The following is a 20086-nucleotide window of genomic DNA, read 5'->3' on the forward strand; positions in this document are numbered from 1 at the left end:
ATGGCGACTGAGAATCAGTCGGGCCCACCCCCGGATGCGGGTGGGGTCTCTCGCCGGACGCTACTGAAAGCCGGCGCGGGCGCGGCGACGGTCGGCGCGATCACGACGCGCCCGGGCCCGCTCGAGGACGTCGAGATCTCCCCAGTCGGCGAGGCCGACGCCGCGATCGGCGTCGCGACGGTCGCCCTCGCGTCGGTCATGGCCGGCGGCGTCGTCGCGTCGGGCGCGCTGTACGGTGCGAAGGTCAAGGACTACCGCGAAATGCTCGCGGACGTCCAGAAGGACCAGGTCGAAGCACACGCCAGCGCCTACGACGAGATGGACGAATACGGCTTCCAGATCCTCGAGTGGGAGAACACGCTCGCGGACTCGATGACCCAGGCGCACATCAACGCTCGCGACGCCGTCGCCGACGCCTGGGAAGCCGGCAAATCGGCCAGCGAGGCCCAGAGCGACGCCTACGCCGAGATCGACGACTACTACGCCGAGCGCGTCGAGCACAATCTGTGGGTGCGGACGGCGAAAAGCCTCTCACAGATCGCCCGCGCGCTGTACAACGGATCCGAGGCCGTGATCGCCTCTGGCGAGTACGACTACAACTCGAGCAATCCGTGGTGTGGCCCGATCGTCGAACATCCGACCTACGGCACGCGCTCGTGGTCGATGCTGCTCGACCAGTCCGAACCGATCGAGGTTTCGCTGCGAAACGGCTCGACGGTCGAGATCGCCCTGCCGGACTTCAAGATCGAGTGGGACTCGAGCGATGTCTCCGACGGCGACTACGAGACGACGGTCAACACCTACGACTTCCTCGAGGGCCACATCGACGATACGATCGACCTTACGGCGACGATCGACGGGGAAAATGCGTCTTGGAATGGCGGGATCAACATCCCAAACGTCCCCGACGCTGATCTCGCCGGCTACCAGGTCATGCAGCTGCGCGACGACTTTGTCCGGATCCGCTCAATGATCGACGATCAGGCCCAGCAGGTCAAAGACGGCTACTACCTGAGCCTCGTCGAAGACATCTACTACGCGCTCGACCAGGGCTGGATCACGCCGAACGACCTCCGCGGGATCGACGGCCTCGCGCAAGAACTCGCCGGCACCGAAGACGCCAGCGCCGACGCCTACATCCTCGCGCTGACGTCGATGCTCGATCGCGTCCAGCCGGATCTATCAAAACTCGCGTCGATGTCAGCCGGCTACAACGGGTTTACCGGCCGGTCTGTCATTACCGACGACTCGGGCACCCGTAACATCTACCCCGGAAAATACGCCGAGGCCGCGACTTACGAGGGCCTACTCTTTGCCGAGTCTGTCCCGTCGTCTGGTCTCGACGCTGGTGCAAGGTATGTTTGCGATCCTACCGTTTTGGCAGGGACGGCAGGCAACAACTTCCTTGGCGTCGATACCTCTGGGAACGAACTTTGGAGCGATGGGCAAGGCGGTGTTGTCAAGGCCATTGAGGTCGGACCCGCTGGCCGAACAGTCTTCGTATCTGCTGGCCCCGATCTCTACGCCATTGACATGGACTCCATGTCTCAAAAGTGGTCTGTAACTGGATACCCTGAGGATGTCGAAGCTCTCGCCGCTGGACGTGACGGACAATATCTCTACGTTGCAGAAGGGGACTCAACGCGCAAGCTCGACGCCACTGACGGGACGGAACAGTGGATATATGAGGGATTTACGACAGATAATCAGGTCTATGATCTGTGCCTCTCCCCTGATGGGTCCTCTCTCTACGCCGCTTGTTCGGAGATGACGACAAGCAGCGACGGTAAGGTTGTATCTCTGGCTACTAGTGACGGAACTGAGAATTGGAATTATACCACATATGAGTCAAACAAAGGTGTCGCTACTGCCCCTGACGGTAGTGCTGTCTATGCTGCTGTCGGACAGAATGTAGTCTCTCTATCCCCGTCTGACGGGACTGAGAACTGGTCAGTGAGTCTGTCCGACTACCCCTCGAACATTGAGGTCACGCCTGATGGAACTGGCCTCATTGTCACTATCGCGTCGACAGTTAAGCGGCTGGATTCCGATGATGGCACGGAAGAGTGGTCTGTCTCTATCTCTAATGCAGTCAAGGACCTGATTTTCTCCCCGGATGGGTCCGTCTACGTCGCAACACAGGGCGGTGTCACTACGTTGGATCCATCGGACGGCACACAGGGCTGGTCCCTCTCTAAATCCAATTACGTTATGTCTATTACAATCCCATATAATCCGGTCATCCGACCCGATCTCTCAGTCGCTGGGACGATCTCGGGCGCGTACTTCTACGACGCTTCGAGCTCGACCGAGCACAAGCTGATGAGCGGGCTCTTGAAAATCGAGTCTATGACCGACCAGGACGGCAACAACATCGACACGACGGACACGAGCGACTGGGGCTCGCCGGACTACGATCAGGACAATATGGAAAGCTGGTCGGACTACTGGTACAAGGTCCAGGACTTCCGCGACACCTTCCGCGACTGGTACGAGCAGGGCGACACGTCGCTGTTCACAAGCTCGAGCGACGACGGCGGTTGGTGGCCGCCGGACTTCTGGCCGTCGTGGCTGCCATCCGATCCGATCGGCGCGGCGATCGTCGTGCTGCTCGGGATCGCGGGCTTCAACGTCGCAACGTCCTGATACCACTCTTTTTCATCAAAACCATGACGCCACACCTACGTACTTCACGGCGAGTCGCAGAGACGCTAATTATCACAGTCACGCTGCTGCTGGTCTTCCTCGGGCTCGCGTTCCTGGCCGCGAGCGCGAGCGCCCAAGAACTCCCCGGCGACGGTACCCCGACGCCGACACCCACGCCCGAAGGCACGGACGTCGTCGAGCAGCTGGGCGATCTCGTCGTTCACTCCTACGAGTACGACGGGGACGTCATGACGGTCAAAGCCACCTGGCGCGGCGACACGCCGACGACGCTGACGCTGGTCGAAATGCTCGAGATGGACTCGGGCGGCGCGACCGAGATCTCCTACAAGCAGGTCCGACTGTTGCCCGACGAGACGACGACGATCGAGATCGCTCTCGAGGAACGCTCGAGCGGGACGGCCGCGGCGCTGCTCTCGACGCCCGAGTCCGTCGAGCGCGGCGACGCGCTGGTCTTACAGTCGGGCGACGTCGTCGAGCGGGGCCCGATCCCCTTCGGGACGGCCTCGCTGCTGATCGGCCTAGCGGCGATCGGCGGCGCGGGCATGGCCTTCGCGCTGACCGCGCGCTCCTATCGCGACGATCATGAGGGCGAACGGAGGGAACGGATCGCATGAAGGACCAGCCACCTGGCGATCCACCGGCGTTCATTCCAGACCGCTGGTCGGCGGCCATGCGAACGCTGTACGGCCGCTACTACGACCCGGCGCTTGACACAATGACGGCGATCGCTGCCGGCCTCGCCCTCTTGGGGGCCTACGGTCTGCGTGCCGACATCGACGGCTCACTGCAGGTCATCGTCGCCGCGGCGGCACTTCTGGCGTACTTCTTGGCGGTCGCTGTCTGGGACGAACGGAGGTGGCGCGCATGACCTCGAGCGACAGTCGCGTCCCGGGCTGGATCGTCGCCCCAATCGCGACCGCGCGCGAGGTCGTCGGCAACAACCGGCGGGCGTCCTACCTGGCCGTCGTGATTCTCGCGGGCCTGTACGCGACCGGGAACCTCCCGAGCGTCGGGATCCCGTCGTGGTGGCCCGCCGCCGGCGTCGCCGCGGCGGCCGCGTACTTCGGCGGGAAACGCGCGGCGAAAAGTATCCTCGAGCTCGTCCCTGAGAAAGACGGGATCCTCCTCGTCGAATTCCAGGCCGACGATCCGGGCGGCGGCGCGATCTACGAACTCTCGGAAGAAGCCTTCGAGGACATGTGGATCGCCGGCGGCGACCTCTATCAGTGGGACAATTCGCCTCGGCGCGTCTACGAGGTCCGCGAGTACGACCCTGAGCTCAACTGGGCGGTCGGCAACTGGCGAGAAGCGCCGCCGGGAAGCGCCCTCGCGTCACACGCGACCGTCGACGACGCCCTGGCGGCGATCCGCGAGCTGCGGGAAGACCTCGAGCCCGATGCCGCCGAGGCTCGCGAGCTTCGCCGGCGGATCCGCGGGATCATTCGCGAGCTCGACAAAGAGCGCGCCGAGGCTCAACAGGCGATCCTCGACGATCACCTGGCGCCCGATCTCGGCGGGTCGCGCTCGATCGACGAGATCGTCGACGAGCACATTCCCGACGAGATCCACCCGGCCAATGGCGCGAGCGAGCGCGAGCGCCCGCCCGACGCGCCGCGACCGGGCCCGAAGGAAAACGGCGACAGTCCCGACGACGACGGCGACGACACGCTCGAGGGACTCAAGGCCGCCCTGGCCGGTGAGGCCGATGGGTGACGGATCAGCCTTCGCCGCGGCCGAGATCGGGACGGAACTACGCGGCGGGCCAGCCGAGTCGGTCCGATCCTTCGCCGGTCTGATCGACGACGATCGCGGCCGGGCGCTGCTGAACTACTACGACTCACTGCTCGACGTCCCGGTCGAAGAAACGCGGATCGGCCGCGAGATTATCGCGAACTACTCGACGGACACGATCGACACGGCCGTCGGCTCGTCGTCGGTCAACCAGATGAAAGCCGCGACCGGCCTCACGAACCAGGCCCAGGACGGCCGGGACTTCTACGGCCAGGTCGCGAGTCGTCTCGAGAGCGAAGGCGCGGTCGGGATCATGTTCGGGCCGCCGGGCGCCGGGAAGACCGCAACAACGTTCGACGTCGCGAGCGCCTGGCAGGCGCGGACTGGCGGCGCCGTGATCGGCAACACGTCGTATTCGGGCTTCGACCGCCAGTTTACCAGCGACACCGAAATGCTCGAGGCAATGGGCTCGATCGAGGGGCCGGTCCTCGCGCTGATCGACGAGGTCGCCCAGGAACTCTCGGGCTTCGGGAAGGGCTCGAAACAGGCCGAGGCCTTCTCCGACGCGCTGCTCTTTATCCGCAAGAAGGAACGCCGACACGGCAAGTACGCGAAAAAGGGATCGGCGCTGCTGGTCGGCCACACTCGCAAGAAGGTCGCGAAGCCGATCCGGCGCGTCGCGAGCTTCGGGATCGAGAAGCCACACCAAGACCAGCCGGACAAAGCGCGCCTGCTCGACAGCGAGGGCGGGAAAGATACGTGGGACGAGGCTGGTAGCTTCCAGGGCCTCACCGACACCGCCGAGACGTACGCCGAGTACGAGCCCAGCGAGTTTACCATCGAGGAAGCCTACGACGAGGACGAGGCCGAGTCGGTCGATCTCGACAAAGCGAAGAAACAGCAGGCGATCGAGACGGTTGTACGGGCCCACGTCGAGCAGGACATGACCTACGAGGACGCCGCCGGCCTGGTCGAGTACGGCGAGTACTGGGTGGGTGAGCGCGTGCGCGAGTGGAAAGACGGCGACCATGATTTTGTCGACGTCGACCGGCCGTGATCTGACAGACCGCGGCCCGATCGCCCGAGGGTGGGTGGCTGGGGGCGCCCCCCGATTACAGTTTTTACACGCGGGCGCATAGCGGGGGTTTCTCTCGATAATCTCGCACCCGGTTGCTTGGCAGAGTTATCAGAAAGAAAATATTTCTACGGCCGGCTACGCTCGGCCCGGCTTATCAAGTGCGGTGGTATTGCGGCGCGGTCGGTGCGGTCCGAACGACCGAGCGCCAGCGAGGGAGTGTGGGTATTTTGCTATTGTGGGCTTACCCACACCCCCTAAGGCCCCTTGCCCGGGCGCTGAGAACGCGACGACCGCCGCGGTCGCGAAGGCCACGGCTCGAGCGCGCTAAGTGAAACTGGGGTTGTACTTCTCGAGCGTTTTAACTCAGATATGGTTGTGGAAAAAAGGGTGTTGGCCGGTGTTGCCACTACCGAGTAACCCGCTACCGGAGGGCTCGATAGTGACCTTTCCCGAGGATCTTCCCGCCGACGACGACGCGACGGTCGGGGTACTCGTTGCCGTCGGTGTCGCGCCAGGTGATCGTTGCGTTCTCGAAGCGTCGCGTCAGCAGGCTCGAGCGCTCGGCGGCGTCGAGCCCGGCGCGGAGGATCTGGCGGATCTCGGTGTCGGACAGTGGCTTCGAGATCTCGAGCTCGAGCTCGGGACGCTGCTTGATCACCTGGACGCCGTGACGTCGAAGCCACTCGGTCAGCGGGCCGTCGTCGCGCCGCAGAAGGTCGTGCTCCTCGGCCACCTGGCGGATCGACTGAGTGGCCCAGTCGGCCGTCTCGCGGACTTTGTCGACGATCGACCGGACGTGATCGCGCGTCACGTTATCGGCAAAGTCGACGATCCCGTCGTCGGTGCGCAACAGCGACCGCAACTTATCGACGAGCCGGTACACGGTCGACGTCCCGCTCTCGGCCTCGTCAGCGAGCTCCTCGTAGTGCATGGCGCCGCCGTCGGTCAGCACAGTCAGCAACTCCTCTTGTGTCGGACTCAACTCGGTGCGGATCAACTCGGTCTCGGCGTGCTTCTCGATCTCGTCGCGCAACTCCGGCAACGGATTCTCTCGAAGGCTCGGCTCGACGTCAGCGGGCTCGACGCCGAAGTACGGATCCGTCGAGATCCACACCCCCGCATCCGGGCCCAGGGGAAGGCCGGCCCAGTGAACGACGTTATACAGCGTCTCGTCGAGCTCCTTGAGGACGTCCTGGAGCGCGTCGATCGGGACGGCGCCCTCGGGATCGTACTCGTTCGACAGCGCGACCTCGAGCTTCGGGTGACTCAACGGATCACCGCTGGCCTCGCCGCGCGGATTCGCCGGGTGGTAGTTTTTGATCCGCTTCCCGTGCTCGCGCCCGTCTCGATCAGGCAACAGCATGGCCCAGGTGTCGGGATCGGTCGCGACACTCTGGTAGTGGCCGACGATCTCCTCGTGATCCCACTTGTACGCACCGCGGCCGCGCTGATCGCTCGCGACGTCGGCCAGCTGGTCGAGGATCCCGCCGGCGCCGACGATCCGGTCCTCGCTGGCCTGGCGCGCCAGGCGGACGTAGCGCTCGATCTGATAGGCCCGAGAGAACTCGTGGGGCTCGCCGGTGAAGTACTCGCGATTGAGGCCGATATGCTCGGCGAACGCGACCAGGAGCTCGCGCGCCTCGCTCGGCTCGAGGTTTGTCGTGATCAGCTGTACACGGACAGACTCGGGGAGATCGTCGGGAAGCGCCTGCATATCCTCATCCGAATTGACGTTTTTTGTGTTCGGAAACCCGGGCCGAAACTGAATCACGGCGTCTTTGTCGCCGATCTCGTCGAGCGCTTCGACGGTGTAGCTGTACTCGTACATGCCGTGCTCGAAGTCCTGATCCTCGGGCGGGGCGATCTGCCCCTTCCACTGGTTCGACTTCACGACGTCCCACGTCTCGCCGATCGCGTCGAACGGCTCGAGGTAGTCCGCCTGGTCGGGCTCGAAGACACTCACGACGCCCCAGTACGGACTAAGCCCGTGCTCGTCGAACAGCAGTTTCAACCCGAGCCCGTGTGTCTCGAGGGCGACGGGGTGCTGGCTCACGTCGACTCACCCCCGTCGGTAACAGCGTAGTGCTCGAGCTCGGCCTGGCCCGGCGGGTGGTAATTGTCGATCTCCTCGCGCAACCACCGCATTTGATCGCCGATCCCGCCGAGGTCGTCGTCGCGAAACGGAAATTCGATGTGCCGCGCCTCGTTCGTGAGCGTCTCCTCGATGTGCTGAAGATACGTTTCACCGACTAAGACGACGTAATGGGCGTGAATCGCCCGAAACGACAGCGACGTCTGGATCTCCCCCGCTGTCAATACGGACCATCGGCCGGCCTCGTAATCACCGATGTAGCTGTCTGATTGCGGATCGAGGGAAGCGTCGTAAGCCTCGATCTCGTCGTCAGGGTGGATTAGCCCGTGCTCTGCCGAGAGGATCAACCACTCGTCGCAACAAGTTTCGGCGTACTCTCGCTTCAGCTGGAAGTAATTCGACGTGTACAGCTCTTTTGCGGGCACGGTCTCGCCGTCGTCGAGATCTTGCTTTGCGGATCCGCACCCGACGATCGCGATCCGGGGGGTCGCGACGCAATCGCGACAGTACTGGCCGTCCTCGTGAACGAAAGCGGACTCGAGGCCACCTTCGGGCGAGAGTCGAGACCCACACCCAAGACAGCGCTCGCTCATCGGCCGATCACCTCAAGCCGATCCCAGGCGACATTGACCAGCCCGGCGTCGGTGACGACGTCGGCCCGCTCGGGATCGCCCTCGTACAGCCACACGCTCGCGAGCGCTCCCTCGTGGCCGGCCGCCGAGACACGCATGCCGACTGTCGCGTGCTCGTCGTCGACGGCCCATCCCTCGGGAAGGCGCGGCGGCTGATAGTCGACGACGTCCTCAGGACTCACGTCGACCACCTCTGGTAAGATTTACAAGAGATCCCTGAGAACCGCCGTCGGGCGGGCGACTGACTCCCGACACCCCAACCTGCTCTACCGGCGTCGTCGATCACCGCCCGTCCGTCCGAAGCCATTATCGGCCGACGTGGGCACCCGGCGTGCCCGGGTGCCACTCTCCACCCCCAGACCCCCCACCTTTCCCCTGTTTGCAGCTGGCCGCGAGTAACTGCGTTGTCGACAGATTTACAGGCTGAGGCCCGCAAAACAGCAATAGCGAGCGTCAGAGTGAATCACCTCTGTTCGTAGTGGTCCAGGGGAACGACACTCGCTCCGACCGCTCGACGTCGTACAGGCGGCTCGCTCGGACGAAGGTAGGGCTTCGCCCGGGCACTTCGGTTTCTTCGGACGTCACAGCTCATCACCGCCTGGGTAGTCGACGATCTCCGGCTCGAGATCAACCTCGTAGCGCTGGTAGAGACCGGCCGTAAGAACGAACACGGCGTACCAGAGTGGGCCGAACTCGTCGTACGTCTTGACTACCTGCCGACGAACTTCGGCGGGGCCGACAGTGAGCACGCCATTCAGCAGATGAAACAGGTGGGCGGCGATCGCGACGCCGATATAGACGCCGACGAATCTCACGCCGACCTCGAGATAGGCGCTCACGACTGATCACCGCCCTCAAGCGACGCGATCGCCTCGTCGACGTCTTCCTGGTCGGCGCCCTCGGGCTCGCGAAACGGGCCAGCCATGAACCCCCGCATGCGGGTGGGGGTATCGTCGCTCATTCACCCTCACCTCCAAGCGGAACACGGTGGCCCCAGAACGGCGGCCAGACTGCCGTCCGGTCGATCTCGAGACGATCGTCGAGTTCGACATCGTGGTCTCGATCGAAGAACTCCCACCACCGCTGGCGGATATAGTCCTCGAGATCACGCCCGAGAGCAGCGAAGATCTCGTCGATCGCCTCGCCGATGGACTCGAGAAGACTCACCGCCAGTCACCCCCGAAACATTCGGGATTCTGGCAGAGCCGGCGGTGACTCACGATCGCCGCAAAGGCAACCTCCCGATATTCTCGATCGTCGTGCGCGTCGGCCTCGGGACACGCAGGCGCGGGCTCGTCGCTGTCGGGGTCGGGCCGGTGCACAACGCCGGAGCTCCGGGCGCGATACTCGACGACGCGCTCAAGCTCAACGGCGTCGACGTCAGCGGCCTGACTCACGCCGACTCGCCTCCGATTAAAAAATTCTGACAGGGTTGAGCGATTACTGACTCCCGAAGCCGGAAGCTAAATCCCTCCGACCCCATAGCGATTATCACTCTATCATATCGTTTCTTAGAGGTGTCTCTCGGAAGGATCCCGCGGGGTGGTCGGCGTGAGCCAGGCCGACCTCGCATCGCTTGGTGTCGCCGGCGACGTCGGTAACTGGACGCTGGCAACTGACGAGCCCGGCTTTTACGGGCGACGTTGGTACTGGAAATCCTCGAGCTACGTCCTCGTCGCCAACCAGAACACCGGCTCGTTCGCCGTCTATACACGCGACGACTGGAACGGCGCGCTCACGAACGATCCCGTCTACCAGGAGCGCGATCTCGAGAATGCGCTCAGTCGCGCGACTGAGTGGCTGCTCGCCCATCCGAGCGGACGCGATATCGAAGGCGGTGATCGGTCGTGAGCCAGGCCGCCGACGTCGACGCCGTCGAGCTCGAGCGCGTCGTCGAGATGATCGACGATCTCGATGCGGACTTCGTCGTGATCAGCGGCCGGGACCGATCACCGACCAGACAGGCGATGTTCGGCAGTGTCTCCCAGGAGATCCTCCGTGCGGCACCGTGTCCGGCGGTTTCGGTCCGTAAAACGCCCGATTGGGCCTAACTCAGCCACTCTTCGGGCCGGGTATCGTAGTCGACGTCGGTCGCCGCGAGGTGTTCGACCATCTCCCAGGGAACGTCCTCGATAGTGACCTGCTGGCCGTCGTAGCGCAACTGCCGTCCGATTTCGACCGGATCGGGTTCGCGGTTCTGGCGTCGGGCGACCTCGATCTCGCTGTCGTCGTAGTCCTTGTCTATCGTAAGCAGATTCACGGGCCGGCCCCACAGGTCGAAGGCGCGCTCGAGCACGTCTGTCGCCTGCTCGATGTCCAGCGCGATGCCGTTGTAGCGATGGGCGAGCAGCAGCTCGCCGGCGTTGCCGTAGTTGCCGTCTTCGACGACGATCGTCGGCTTGCCGAAGTTGGTGAACTGCAACAGCAGTTTCTGCTTGACGTCCTCCGGATCGGTCGAGGAGACCCGGAAGTCGCCGGCACTCTGCGAGTACTCGTAGGCGAAGTAATCGTGTTCCTCGACGAACTCGTCGGTGAGAAACTCGTCGAGAAATGTCACGTCGTTGTGGCTCTGGCGAATCTCGCGCATCCGGTCCCAGCCGCGGGCGTACTCGACGTCCGCGAGCGCCGCGTCGACGCTGTCGTAGCGGCTGTCGTCGAAGAGATAGCGGCTGATCTGCTCCAGCTGTGCCTGTCCGATCCGGGCGAGAAAACCACGGTGCTGTGGCTTGACCAGCGAATAGTGTCGCCGGACGAGCCCCTCCTGAGAGAGGACCGTCCAGGGATAAGCCTCGACGTCAATCTCGCCGTCCCGAGCGCGTTCAAGGGCGTCGGCGTCGACACGGGGGTCGTCAGAGTCGATCTCCCCGAGATGGCCCGGTACGTCCTCGATCCACGCCGGGGGCGCAAGCGTCGACAGAACCGTCCCGAAGTCGACGGCCTCGTGGAAGTTCCGCCAGGTGATCCCCTCGACACGCAGGAGGCGCTCGACGACCTCCCGGCGGTTGGCGACGTTTTCGACGTACTGCCACAGTTCGAACCCGAGCTTGTAGGGATTGAGTCCGCCCGACCCGAGCACTTTCGACATGTGATCGGCGTACGTGACGAACTCGTCGGCGTCAGCGAACCCTTCGCCGACCATCATAACGGATTCCCAGTAGGTGGCCCATCCCTCGTTGAGCACCTTGGTCATCTTCTGGGGAGCGAAGTAGTACGCTTCCCGGCGGACGATCTCAAGCACGTCTTTCTGCCAGTCGGTCATCTCGACGGCTTTCCCGGCCGACTCGTCGTATCGCTTGCCGTGCTTGCGGATGAACCCGAGAACGTCTTTCTCGGGGGAGACCGGGAACGAGTGTGTCACGTCCTCGGCCTGTGCGTCGAGCCATTCGTCGCCGAACACTTGCTGGGTTACTTCCTCGGAGAGGTCCAGTTCGTCGAGCCGTTCGGCCGGATCGGCGATATCGAGGTTCGCCTCGCCGTCGGCCACGGCAGGTGCGTACGGCCGGTGTTGGTCGATCGTGTCCTCCAGACAGAGCACGTGATCGATCCACCGCTCGACCTCGCTGCGGTCGATTTCGGGATCGCGCATGTACTCCCGGATCGTCTCGGCGTGGCGGGCGAGCATCTCGGCGGCCGCCGGGTTCTGTGCGTCGATCGTGTCCCCCGTCTCGCGGTCGGTGAACAGTCCGAACCACTCGTTGTTCGCGAAGAAGTCGGCGTGTGCCTCGACGTGGGTGATGACCGCCTTCTGATCGGCCAGCGAGTTCGACTCCTGGAGGAACGCGTGGGCTGGGTTGTCGTTGTTGACGATCTCGAAGGCCTTCCCGCCGAGGAACTGGTTTTGCTTGCGCTGGCGGTCGTATGCCATCCCCCACCGCCAGTGGGGATAGCGCCGCTGGAACCCGCCGTAGGCGATGAGCTCGTTCATCTCGTCGTAATCGACGATCCAGTAGTTGACGGGATAGGGCGTCAGTCCGAGCTTTTCGGCGAGTTCGCCCGCCCGGGCGACGGACTCTTGCAGTTCGTCGGCGATTCGCTGTGCTTCGATGCGGTCGTCGATCATGACTCTTCCTCCGTACTGAGAACCTCGTAGATAGCGTCCACGACGTCTTCCGGACTGGAGACGTAGGCGACGGCCACGTCGTCCACAGTCCGGAAGTGTCGTTCGACCTCTTCGGCGTGGGTGGCGTTGATCGCGTTTCCGGAGGGCTGAGTTTCGACGTAGGCGTGGAGATTCGCGGGGATCTCCTCCATCAACGGGATCACGCGCTGTTCCGTGTCGTTGCTGGAGTTCTCGCTGTCGCCCGCAGCGAAGACGTAGCGGTTCCACTCGCTCCAGGGGTACTGCTCGTCGAGAACCGCCGCGGCGAGTTCGTAGGCGCTCGAGATGCGCGTCCCGCCACCGGACCGGATGCCGAAAAACTCCTCGCGGTCGACCTCCCAGGCCTCGGCGTCGTGTGCGATGTAGACGAACTCAGCGTTGTCGTACTTGCCCTGGAGATACCAGTCCAGCGGCGTGAACGTGCGCTCGACCAGTTCCCGCTTCTTCTGGCGCATGCTCCCGGAGACGTCGCGAATGTTGACCACGACGACGTTTCGCTCGCGCGTTTCGACGATCTCCGGATACCGGTAGCGTTCGTCCTCGCTGCGGAAGGGGATCTCTTCGAGCCCCTCTCGGCGGATCCGCTGGGCCGTCGTCTCGTGATCGACGGTCGCCTCCATCTCTTCGACCGAATCCCATCGGTCGCGTTCGTCGGCGGGGAGATCCTCGTAGGCGTCCTCGATCCACGCCCGCGAGACGGGGATGTTCGCTTCGCGGGCCCACTCGTAGACCGCCGCCGGCCCCCAGCCGTCGACGCGCAGCGCCTCCCGGACGTACTCCTCGTCGAAGTCCATCGCCATCTTGCGCTTCAGCCCCTCCTTGAACAGTCGCTCGAAGTCCAGCGTCGACGACGGACCGGTCCGGGTGATGTCGGTGAAGTCCCCCTCGGTCTCCTCGATCACTTTCTTGCCCTTCGGCTCGAGATCCAGCCCCAGGCGTTCGTCGAGTTCCTGGGCGAACTCCTCGGGATCCATCTCGTAGTACTCGTGCTCGCCGCCGTCCTCGCCGGGTTCGCCCTCCCCGTCATCGTCGTCCTGGGGCTGGCCGACGGGATCACCCTCTTCGGCGCCTTCGCCCTGACCGACGCCGCCCTGATCGCGACGGTCGTAGGCAAACTCCGGAAGATCGACGATCTTGATCGGGATCCGGACCGTGTCCGCACGCGAGTTCCCCAGATCGCCGTACTGGATGAACTCCGCCAGGTCCTGGCGGCGCTGTTCGCCCACCTCTCGGTAGCGTTCGAGGTCGTCTCTCAGTCCCATCTGTAGCTCACCTGTCCCATGACGTGGCGGCTCGTGAGTTCGGCGGCGGCCTCACTGTACCCGAAGTGATCGGCCATCGTCTCGATCGTCCGGGCTTTCACCCGGGCCGTCTCGGTGTTCTCGGGAGGGTCGTCCCACTGCTGCGGGTCGAAGTCCTCGAACGTCCGCCGGACGTCCGCCCAGTCGTGACTGCCGAGCACCGACTCGATCACCGGGATCTCCGTCAGCGCCACGTCCTCGACCCGGAACTGCTCGTCGCGGTTGTGCCAGGCGTGGCGGTTCAGCGCGGTGATGACCTTCTCCGTCCGGAACGCGACCACCTCGTCTGTCGGCTCGTTGCCGCGGTAGTCGCTTTCGGTGAACCGGCCGAGGTGCTCGACCTCGAAGACCTTCATCTTCAGCGGATCGGGGTCGACGTACTCCCCGCGGTCGTTCTCGATCCGGTCGTCGGTCGCCCAGGCGTAAACGTGTTCGACGTACTCCTCGACGGTCTCGTCCGTGACGCCGCTCTCGTACATGATCGCCGCCAGGACGTCCGACTCCTGTCTGTCGAAGATGTGGCTCTTGACCGGCACGACTCGCTCCTCGAACTCGGCGGCTTCGGCGGGTGAGAAGACCGGCGCCGTCCGGAGCCCGCTGGCCATCGCGTCCAGAACGTCGCGGGGCAGTAACACGTCCTCGACGGGTAACGTGGCGTGGTGGCGGTCGGTCTCCTCCTGGAGGAGATCGGCGATCACGTCGCGCGTGTAGGTGACCGGGATCCCGTGCTCGCCGTCGGTTGCGTCGTCGTCGAACTCGAAGGCATCGGCCTCGCGACGCTCGTCGCCGTCCTGGAGGTAGCCGCGATCGAACAGCAGCGCCTTCTCGACCAGGCCGAGATCGCCCGGGAGGTCGCTGCTGTCAAGCCGTGAGACGACGTCGTACAGCGCGGCCGCCTCCAGCGCGTGCGGCGCGAGTTCGCGCTGTCGAACGCCGTCGCCGCGATCGACGTCGACGGTGAGAGAGCTCCGGATACGCTCGTCCAGTTCCGACCAGGAATCGGCCGCCCAGACGGCCGTGTCTGTCGTCAGTTCTCGCCGCAGGAGTTGCACTTCAAGCGAGAGGTTCGCCAGGTAGGTAAACTCGTGTCTGGTCAGTCGCCGCTTGAGCGCCTTCAGCGGGTCCTGCCCCTCGCGGTCGGCGTGCTGGTCGAGCGTCGCCTCCAGGTCGGGATTGGAGATGACGACCAGTTGCGTGTCGACGTCCATCCCGATCCCCTTGTCCAGCTTGACAGCCTCCTCGTCGGGCACGTTCAGCAATCGCTGGAGGAGGTCCGCGTGCTGGGCGGCGTCCTCGACGACCGTCAGCAGGCCGTTGCCCTGACTGAGGACGCCGTCGTAGGAGAACGCCTGTGGGTTCTTGCGGCCTCGTGAATCCAGCTCGCGCAGCATGCCAGCCATCCACGATCCGACGAGGCGTTCTTTGGGACTTCCCTCGTCTTCGCTGTGGAGGACGCCGATCCCCTGTCCGACGTCGACGACGTAGTTGGTCACGCGCAGATGGTCGGGGTCGGTCACCGCCGAGAACAGGTCCGTGACGCCCTGCCGGCGGTACTGCTCTGTCAGATGGTCGTAAGCTTCTCGGGAGAACGGATCCAGATCGGTCTCGACGTGGACCGTCGTGTGACCGAGTCGGTCGTTGACGGCCTCGAGGATCTTTTCGCGGACCGACTCCGGGAAGACCGAAAGCGGATGGGTCTGAACGGGACTCTCGTACCAGTCGTCTTCGTCGTCGCTCCGGTTGTCGCCGTAGGTGAGCCCGCCCGCTTGCCCGCCCGCGCCGCTGATGTTCCACTCGACGGTGTAGCGGCGGCCCGCGTCGGTCTTCGAGTACGCCCGGAGCCCGTTGATCAGACAGCGTTTCAGTTCCGACTTGCCGGTCGCGGTGGGTCCGGTAAACCAGATGATCGTCTCGTCGTTGCCGCGACGGGCCGCGATCGACCGCAGGTCGTCGACGAAGGCGTTCAGCACGTCGGTATTGCCGAGAATGGCATGCTCGCCGTCGTTGTACGGATCGTCGAAGAACCGATAGCGCTCCACTCGCTCGCCCTCCTCGATCACGGTGCGGGTCCCGGCAGCCTCGATCGCGTCGAGGAGATACTGGGACGCGTGGGCGGCGATCGCCGGGCGATCGAGGATCAGATCGACGTACTCCGACAGCGACAGCGGCTCCCGGTAGGTCCGATCGAGAGCCCGATCGGCCGCTGCGATGAAGTCAGTGCCGTCCATCACTCTTCCATCTCGCTTTTGGCGACCTCCGCGCCGGCGAACTCCAGCACCTCCTTGGCACCCTCGCGGCTGTGGCCCTGATCGATCAGCGCCTCGATCCAGGCGCTGCGCTCGTCGTCGCTCATCTCCCCGGAGGCGACCAGTGCGGAGAAGTTGATGTTGTGTTTCTTGTCCTCCCAGAGCTTGCGCTCCAGCGCCCGGCGCAGACGGTCGTTGTCCTGGGGATCGAAGCTCGAACCCTCGCGGGCACGCCGGGAGACCCAGTTCGCGACCTCCTGGCGGAAGTCGTCTTTGCGGTCCCGGGGGAGATCGAGTTTCTCCTCGACGCTCCGGAGGAACTGCTCGTCCGGCTCCTGCTCGCGGCCCGTGATCTCGTCTTCGACCGTGTCGTCGTCGATGTAGGCCATCACGTGGTCCATGTACTTCTCGCCCTGACGGCGGATCTCCTCGACGTCGTAGGCCAGCGCGTGGCGGACGTCCTCGATGGCCCGGTCCTTGTACTCCTCGCGAACGAGTTCGAGATACCGGTAGTAGGTGTCGAAGCGGTCCTCCGGGATCGACCCGTGGTTCTCGAGGTTCGCTTCGAGGTGCGTGAACGTCGCGAGCGGTGAGAGGAACGACCGACCGCGGTGCATCGAGTCCATGATCGCCTCCGCGATTTCGTCACCGATGAACCGCGGACTGACGCCTTCCATCCCCTCGCCGATCTCGGCAGCGGCCTCGCCTTCCTCGCGGAGTTTCTTGACGTCGACGTCGTCGGCCTCGCTCTCACCGTTGTAGGCTTTGGCCTTCTGGAGCAGGTCGACGTTGCTCGCGTCGGGTTCCTCGATGCGAGTCAAGACGCCGAACAGCCCCGCCATCTCCAGAGTGTGGGGCTCGACGGAGATGTCCGGCAGGTCGGCGTTCCGGAGCATCTTCCGGTAGATCATCGCCTCGTCCTCGTAGCTCAGCACGTAGGGGAAGTCGATCCGCTTGGTGCGGTCGTTGAACGCCTCCATCTTCTCGTCGCCCTTCTTGTCCTTGTACTCGGGCATGTTCGTCCGGCCGACGATCACCTGGTCGATGTCGATCCGGGGGTTGTTCTTCGGCTTGATCGTCTGCTCCTGGGTCGCGTGCAGGAAGTCATAGAGGAACTCCCGCTGGAGCTTCAGCAGCTCCTCACCGGAGAACAGCCCGCGGTTAGCGTTGCAAAAGGCCCCAGAGTAGTCGAACGCCCGCGGGTCGCTCTCGCCGTAGATGGCGATTTTCGAATAGTTGACGTCACCGGTCAACTCGGTCTCGTCCTGGTTTTTCTTGTCCTTCGGTTCGAAGGTCTCGATAGCCTGGCGCATGTTCTCGTCGGCGACGAGCCGGACGATCTCGATGTGGTTGTTCAGGACGGTCTCCAGGTCGTCGTCGTAGTAGGCCAGCAGCCGGTCCATGTAGAACTCGCTGGCGGGATCGAGACTCTGCTCGTTGCGGATCGTGTAGGGGGCCTCGAGGACCTCGTTGACGTCTTCGAGGATCCGCCGGCGCTGGGGTTCGGGGATCAACACGAGCGGATCCTGGTTCATCGGCGACCGGACGATGTCGTCGGCTGGGTCCTGATCCGGGATGACGTCGCAGAGGTTCGTCCACCGGAAGGTATACATCCGGCCCGCGTCCCGGCGGGTGTAATCCTCGAAGTAGCGTCGAACCTGCCGATCGAAGTCGGACTTGCCGGACCCGACCGGCCCCAGCAGGAGTTTGATGCGCTTTTGAGGCCCGAGTCCGCGAGCCCCGCTTTTGACCTTGTTGACGAACTCGTGGATCGATTCGTGGATGACCCGGCCGTAGAAAGTGTTTTCGCCGTCGCTGATCGGATCTTCCGAGGCCAGTTCGTACTCGACGAGGCCGGCGTCCTCGTCGTACTCGGTACCGTAGTAGTCGAACATGTCCGCGACCCGCTGGTGGGCACTGCGAGCGATGCGGGGCTCGTCGTAGAGTTGCTCGAGATACCACGAGAAATCGTGGTGATCCCGGAGGTCGGCGGGGATCGACGCGCGGTAGTCGTCGCTCAGTTCCGAGAGGGTCTCCGGTTCACTCATGGTATCACGCCGGATAGTCGCTGCGTGATACCCCCGCGTGACTGTTCGGGTGATGGGACGGAGGGCTCGGTCGTTGCTGGTCGCGCCCGGTGGTAGGGACCGGTTTCGGGCGGCCGCGTCGTGTCGTGTGGTATCGAGTGTCTCATTTTCCGATACTGTAATACCTAAGGGGATCTCATTTACTTAAACCCTTGCTTTATTCAGGGTGTGAGTAACGCGCATGGCCACGGGAAACCGGACTGTAGCAGTGATGCGAAACCATATTTGGTTATCTCCACTGGGGTCGTTTTGAGCCTATTTATAAACATCTCCGATCGACCGAGAGGCTCTTTTCGATAGCGCCGGTGAAACGAGTATGGATCTCGCGAGCGGGCTTCCCGGGGGCTGGTCAATCTGGAACGAAGAGGTGGGCCGAGTCGTGGTGGTCTATCGTCCGGACGTTTTCGATAGCGAGGCGTTCCCGCCGCCGTGTCTGCCGACGCTGTATCTCACGAAGGGGTCGCGAGGCCGCCGTCCCGGCAGGCCCGAACCGGATCCGGACGACCCGTGGTACGTGACGCTATCGCTGGAGCCGGACGTGACAGCCGATCGACGGCAGTTCGACGGCCGGCCGGCCGCGATCGAGGGGATGGTCGAACTGGCGACGGCGTTCGCCGACGGTGAGTTCGACTACCGGTCGCTGTATCAGGTCCCCCGCGAGCGATATCTGGCGAAGCTCGACGAGTTGACGGGGCGAGAAGCTTAATCGGCTCGGGGGTGTACCAGTAGCCGATGGTACAGCTCACGCTCGTCGGGACGCGCCTGGCCGAGGTCGGACAGACGTTCGTCTACCAGGGGGCCGCTGAGGCCTGCGAGGGGTGTCCCTACCGCGATCAGTGTCTCAATCTCACGGAGGGACGCAAGTACGAGATCGTCAACGTTCGAGAGAACGCCAGCGTGCTCGACTGTGGCGTCCACGACACTGGCGTGCAGGCCGTCGAAGTCGAGCCCGCAACGATCGAGGCCAACGTCGCCTCGCAGGGAGCCTACGCCGGGAGCAAGGCCTCACTCGAAGGGCCGTGCCCGTACACGGAGTGTCCCAGCCACGAGTACTGCGAGCCCGCCGGCGCGGAGTTCGACGAGCAGTACACGATCGACGAGGTACTCGGCGAGCCGCCCCACGACTACTGTATGCTCGATCGCGACCTGACGCTCGTCAAACTCGCGCCGCCGGACGACGCCTAGACGGACCGCTGTACGTCTGTTCTGAATGGCCGCGCCGCCGGATGGCCATCTCGACGCTAGGCAGAACTGTCCCGCTTTTTCGCCGTGTACCCGAAGACGTCCTCATAGCCGTAGGCCGACAGCAGCACTGGATAGAACGGTTCGTCGGCGACAACTCGCTTGCCGTCGGCAGCGGCGAAAGCGTCGCCAGCTTCCACGCGCTCGAAGTTGGAGACGTAGACCTCGTACTCCTCGGCCTCGGTCTTGGGAACGACGTCGTCGAGCCTGTAGACGGCGTGTTCGCGGGGTTCGAGCGGCGGTTCGTCGATCAGCACGCCCGTCGCTCGCAGGAACTCCCGGACGATCCGGGTGGCGTTGTCCGCGGCCGCCACGGACCCCTGGTAGCCGGCCTCGACCTCGACGACCGTCTCGACCGACTGGAACAGCCGACCGTCGTCGAATGGGCCGGTTTCCACGATCGCGTCGACGGACAGCCGGCGTGCCAGCCCCTCCGACCGGCCGTCTGCTCGCTCGACGATCGCGAACGGTTCATCGTAGGACTGTGTCGAGTGCAGCGCCAGCGTCGTACACCCCTCGAGTTCGGCCGTCAACTCGGCCGCGAGCCGTGATTCGTGTGTCGGCCCGTCGGGATCACCCGGGAACGTCCGGTTGAGGTCCTCCTCACAGTAGCGCTGTTCGGCCGCCAGCGCTCGCTCGTTCGCGACGATCAACTTCACAGGTTGCTCGATGGGTGGGTCAGACGCCAACAGACGGTCGATCGCCGTCACGCCACAGGGCTCGTCACCGTGAATAGCCGCGACGACGGCGACAGCCGGTTCGCCTGCACCGAGCTGTTCGATCCGCATCGCTATCGGATTGGGCACTCGATCATTTATATTGCTCGACACGGGATGGCAGGCCGCGTCGGCGGTGTCGCCCGACGAAATCGAGAGAAGGGCCGGAACGACTTTGAATATCACAAGTCACCG

At 64.0% G+C, this 20086-nt stretch carries 21 protein-coding genes; 10 read left to right on the forward strand and 11 right to left on the reverse strand.

What is annotated here, in order from left to right; genetic code table 11:
* Genes OB916_RS01855 through OB916_RS01875 form a run of 5 tightly spaced genes read left to right on the forward strand, consistent with a single transcriptional unit; the run spans position 1 to position 5455 of the window.
* A complete protein-coding gene (locus tag OB916_RS01855; protein ID WP_315907570.1) occupies positions 1 to 2646 on the forward strand; it encodes an outer membrane protein assembly factor BamB family protein in 2646 nt (881 codons plus the stop codon).
* Positions 2647 to 2669: 23 nt separating this feature from the next.
* On the forward strand, positions 2670 to 3281 hold the full coding sequence (locus OB916_RS01860; RefSeq protein ID WP_315907571.1) for a hypothetical protein: 612 nt from the start codon (positions 2670 to 2672) through the stop codon (positions 3279 to 3281).
* Complete coding sequence (locus OB916_RS01865; protein WP_315907572.1) at positions 3278 to 3535, forward strand: hypothetical protein; 258 nt, start codon at positions 3278 to 3280, stop codon at positions 3533 to 3535. Before OB916_RS01860 ends, OB916_RS01865 begins: the two co-directional genes overlap by 4 nt.
* The gene (locus tag OB916_RS01870; RefSeq protein WP_315907573.1) at positions 3532 to 4380 is read left to right on the forward strand and encodes a hypothetical protein; all 849 of its coding nucleotides are present in this window, start codon (positions 3532 to 3534) and stop codon (positions 4378 to 4380) included. Before OB916_RS01865 ends, OB916_RS01870 begins: the two co-directional genes overlap by 4 nt.
* A complete protein-coding gene (locus OB916_RS01875; RefSeq protein WP_315907574.1) occupies positions 4373 to 5455 on the forward strand; it encodes a hypothetical protein in 1083 nt (360 codons plus the stop codon). The genes OB916_RS01870 and OB916_RS01875 overlap by 8 nt, the downstream gene beginning before the upstream one ends.
* A gap of 442 nt (positions 5456 to 5897) precedes the next feature.
* Here the strand turns inward: OB916_RS01875 and OB916_RS01880 are convergent, their stop codons facing one another.
* The 6 genes from OB916_RS01880 to OB916_RS01905 all read right to left on the reverse strand — a co-directional run bounded on the left by OB916_RS01880 (position 5898) and on the right by OB916_RS01905 (position 9367).
* Positions 5898 to 7529 carry a DUF7845 domain-containing protein gene (locus tag OB916_RS01880; protein WP_315907575.1) on the reverse strand — a complete coding sequence of 544 codons (1632 nt, stop codon included), beginning with the start codon at positions 7527 to 7529 and terminating at the stop codon, positions 5898 to 5900.
* Positions 7526 to 8161, reverse strand: coding sequence for a DUF6884 domain-containing protein (locus tag OB916_RS01885; protein WP_315907576.1), 636 nt, complete (start codon positions 8159 to 8161; stop codon positions 7526 to 7528). The genes OB916_RS01880 and OB916_RS01885 overlap by 4 nt, the downstream gene beginning before the upstream one ends.
* On the reverse strand, positions 8158 to 8382 hold the full coding sequence (locus OB916_RS01890; protein WP_315907577.1) for a hypothetical protein: 225 nt from the start codon (positions 8380 to 8382) through the stop codon (positions 8158 to 8160). The genes OB916_RS01885 and OB916_RS01890 overlap by 4 nt, the downstream gene beginning before the upstream one ends.
* A gap of 399 nt (positions 8383 to 8781) precedes the next feature.
* Positions 8782 to 9039, reverse strand: a complete 258-nt coding sequence (locus OB916_RS01895) for a hypothetical protein (protein ID WP_315907578.1) — start codon at positions 9037 to 9039, stop codon at positions 8782 to 8784.
* A complete protein-coding gene (locus OB916_RS01900) occupies positions 9036 to 9161 on the reverse strand; it encodes a hypothetical protein (protein WP_315907579.1) in 126 nt (41 codons plus the stop codon). The genes OB916_RS01895 and OB916_RS01900 overlap by 4 nt, the downstream gene beginning before the upstream one ends.
* Positions 9158 to 9367 carry a hypothetical protein gene (locus tag OB916_RS01905; RefSeq protein ID WP_315907580.1) on the reverse strand — a complete coding sequence of 70 codons (210 nt, stop codon included), beginning with the start codon at positions 9365 to 9367 and terminating at the stop codon, positions 9158 to 9160. Before OB916_RS01905 ends, OB916_RS01900 begins: the two co-directional genes overlap by 4 nt.
* Before the next feature lie 44 nt (positions 9368 to 9411).
* On the opposite strand from OB916_RS01905, the gene OB916_RS01910 reads away from it, so the two are divergent.
* The 3 genes from OB916_RS01910 to OB916_RS01920 all read left to right on the forward strand — a co-directional run bounded on the left by OB916_RS01910 (position 9412) and on the right by OB916_RS01920 (position 10251).
* On the forward strand, positions 9412 to 9627 hold the full coding sequence (locus tag OB916_RS01910) for a hypothetical protein (protein ID WP_315907581.1): 216 nt from the start codon (positions 9412 to 9414) through the stop codon (positions 9625 to 9627).
* A 124-nt stretch (positions 9628 to 9751) separates the two neighbouring features.
* Positions 9752 to 10051: a hypothetical protein gene (locus tag OB916_RS01915; protein ID WP_315907582.1), complete on the forward strand. Its 300-nt coding sequence runs from the start codon at positions 9752 to 9754 to the stop codon at positions 10049 to 10051.
* Positions 10048 to 10251 (forward strand): universal stress protein, encoded by a 204-nt coding sequence (locus tag OB916_RS01920; protein ID WP_315907583.1) that lies wholly within the window; start codon positions 10048 to 10050, stop codon positions 10249 to 10251. Before OB916_RS01915 ends, OB916_RS01920 begins: the two co-directional genes overlap by 4 nt.
* Here the strand turns inward: OB916_RS01920 and OB916_RS01925 are convergent.
* From OB916_RS01925 to OB916_RS01940, 4 genes are read right to left on the reverse strand one after another with little or no spacing between them, the layout of a single operon-like run.
* Positions 10248 to 12260, reverse strand: a complete 2013-nt coding sequence (locus OB916_RS01925; RefSeq protein ID WP_315907584.1) for a SpoVR family protein — start codon at positions 12258 to 12260, stop codon at positions 10248 to 10250. The genes OB916_RS01920 and OB916_RS01925 overlap by 4 nt on opposite strands.
* Complete coding sequence (locus OB916_RS01930; protein WP_315907585.1) at positions 12257 to 13561, reverse strand: YeaH/YhbH family protein; 1305 nt, start codon at positions 13559 to 13561, stop codon at positions 12257 to 12259. Before OB916_RS01930 ends, OB916_RS01925 begins: the two co-directional genes overlap by 4 nt.
* On the reverse strand, positions 13552 to 15828 hold the full coding sequence (locus tag OB916_RS01935) for a PrkA family serine protein kinase (protein WP_315907586.1): 2277 nt from the start codon (positions 15826 to 15828) through the stop codon (positions 13552 to 13554). Before OB916_RS01935 ends, OB916_RS01930 begins: the two co-directional genes overlap by 10 nt.
* A complete protein-coding gene (locus OB916_RS01940) occupies positions 15828 to 17894 on the reverse strand; it encodes a PrkA family serine protein kinase (RefSeq protein WP_315907587.1) in 2067 nt (688 codons plus the stop codon). The genes OB916_RS01935 and OB916_RS01940 overlap by 1 nt, the downstream gene beginning before the upstream one ends.
* Positions 17895 to 18249: 355 nt before the next feature.
* Between OB916_RS01940 and OB916_RS01945 the strand changes: the two genes are divergently transcribed.
* Together OB916_RS01945 and OB916_RS01950 are read left to right on the forward strand one after the other, a co-directional pair.
* Entirely contained in the window at positions 18250 to 18639 is a 390-nt protein-coding gene (locus OB916_RS01945) for a DUF5820 family protein (protein ID WP_315907588.1), read from the forward strand.
* A gap of 26 nt (positions 18640 to 18665) precedes the next feature.
* Positions 18666 to 19118, forward strand: a complete 453-nt coding sequence (locus OB916_RS01950; RefSeq protein ID WP_315907589.1) for a UPF0179 family protein — start codon at positions 18666 to 18668, stop codon at positions 19116 to 19118.
* Between the two features lie 56 nt (positions 19119 to 19174).
* Here the strand turns inward: OB916_RS01950 and OB916_RS01955 are convergent, their stop codons facing one another.
* Positions 19175 to 19963 (reverse strand): succinylglutamate desuccinylase/aspartoacylase domain-containing protein, encoded by a 789-nt coding sequence (locus OB916_RS01955; protein ID WP_315907590.1) that lies wholly within the window; start codon positions 19961 to 19963, stop codon positions 19175 to 19177.
* Between the last annotated feature and the right edge of the window lie 123 nt (positions 19964 to 20086).

The sequence above is a fragment of the Halapricum hydrolyticum genome, assembly GCF_025517535.1.
Lineage (GTDB): Archaea > Halobacteriota > Halobacteria > Halobacteriales > Haloarculaceae > Halapricum > Halapricum hydrolyticum.

Excerpts from the sequence above, each read along its gene's own strand:
- OB916_RS01855 (WP_315907570.1), top strand. The coding sequence starts at position 1 with ATGGCGACTGAGAATCAGTCGGGCCCACCCCCGGATGCGGGTGGGGTC.
- OB916_RS01860 (WP_315907571.1), top strand. The coding sequence starts at position 2,670 with ATGACGCCACACCTACGTACTTCACGGCGAGTCGCAGAGACGCTAATT.
- OB916_RS01865 (WP_315907572.1), top strand. The coding sequence starts at position 3,278 with ATGAAGGACCAGCCACCTGGCGATCCACCGGCGTTCATTCCAGACCGC.
- OB916_RS01870 (WP_315907573.1), top strand. The coding sequence starts at position 3,532 with ATGACCTCGAGCGACAGTCGCGTCCCGGGCTGGATCGTCGCCCCAATC.
- OB916_RS01875 (WP_315907574.1), top strand. The coding sequence starts at position 4,373 with ATGGGTGACGGATCAGCCTTCGCCGCGGCCGAGATCGGGACGGAACTA.
- OB916_RS01885 (WP_315907576.1), bottom strand. The coding sequence starts at position 8,161 with ATGAGCGAGCGCTGTCTTGGGTGTGGGTCTCGACTCTCGCCCGAAGGT.
- OB916_RS01900 (WP_315907579.1), bottom strand. The coding sequence starts at position 9,161 with ATGAGCGACGATACCCCCACCCGCATGCGGGGGTTCATGGCTGGCCCG.
- OB916_RS01925 (WP_315907584.1), bottom strand. The coding sequence starts at position 12,260 with ATGATCGACGACCGCATCGAAGCACAGCGAATCGCCGACGAACTGCAA.
- OB916_RS01930 (WP_315907585.1), bottom strand. The coding sequence starts at position 13,561 with ATGGGACTGAGAGACGACCTCGAACGCTACCGAGAGGTGGGCGAACAG.
- OB916_RS01935 (WP_315907586.1), bottom strand. The coding sequence starts at position 15,828 with ATGGACGGCACTGACTTCATCGCAGCGGCCGATCGGGCTCTCGATCGG.
- OB916_RS01940 (WP_315907587.1), bottom strand. The coding sequence starts at position 17,894 with ATGAGTGAACCGGAGACCCTCTCGGAACTGAGCGACGACTACCGCGCG.
- OB916_RS01945 (WP_315907588.1), top strand. The coding sequence starts at position 18,250 with ATGGATCTCGCGAGCGGGCTTCCCGGGGGCTGGTCAATCTGGAACGAA.
- OB916_RS01950 (WP_315907589.1), top strand. The coding sequence starts at position 18,666 with ATGGTACAGCTCACGCTCGTCGGGACGCGCCTGGCCGAGGTCGGACAG.
- OB916_RS01955 (WP_315907590.1), bottom strand. The coding sequence starts at position 19,963 with ATGCGGATCGAACAGCTCGGTGCAGGCGAACCGGCTGTCGCCGTCGTC.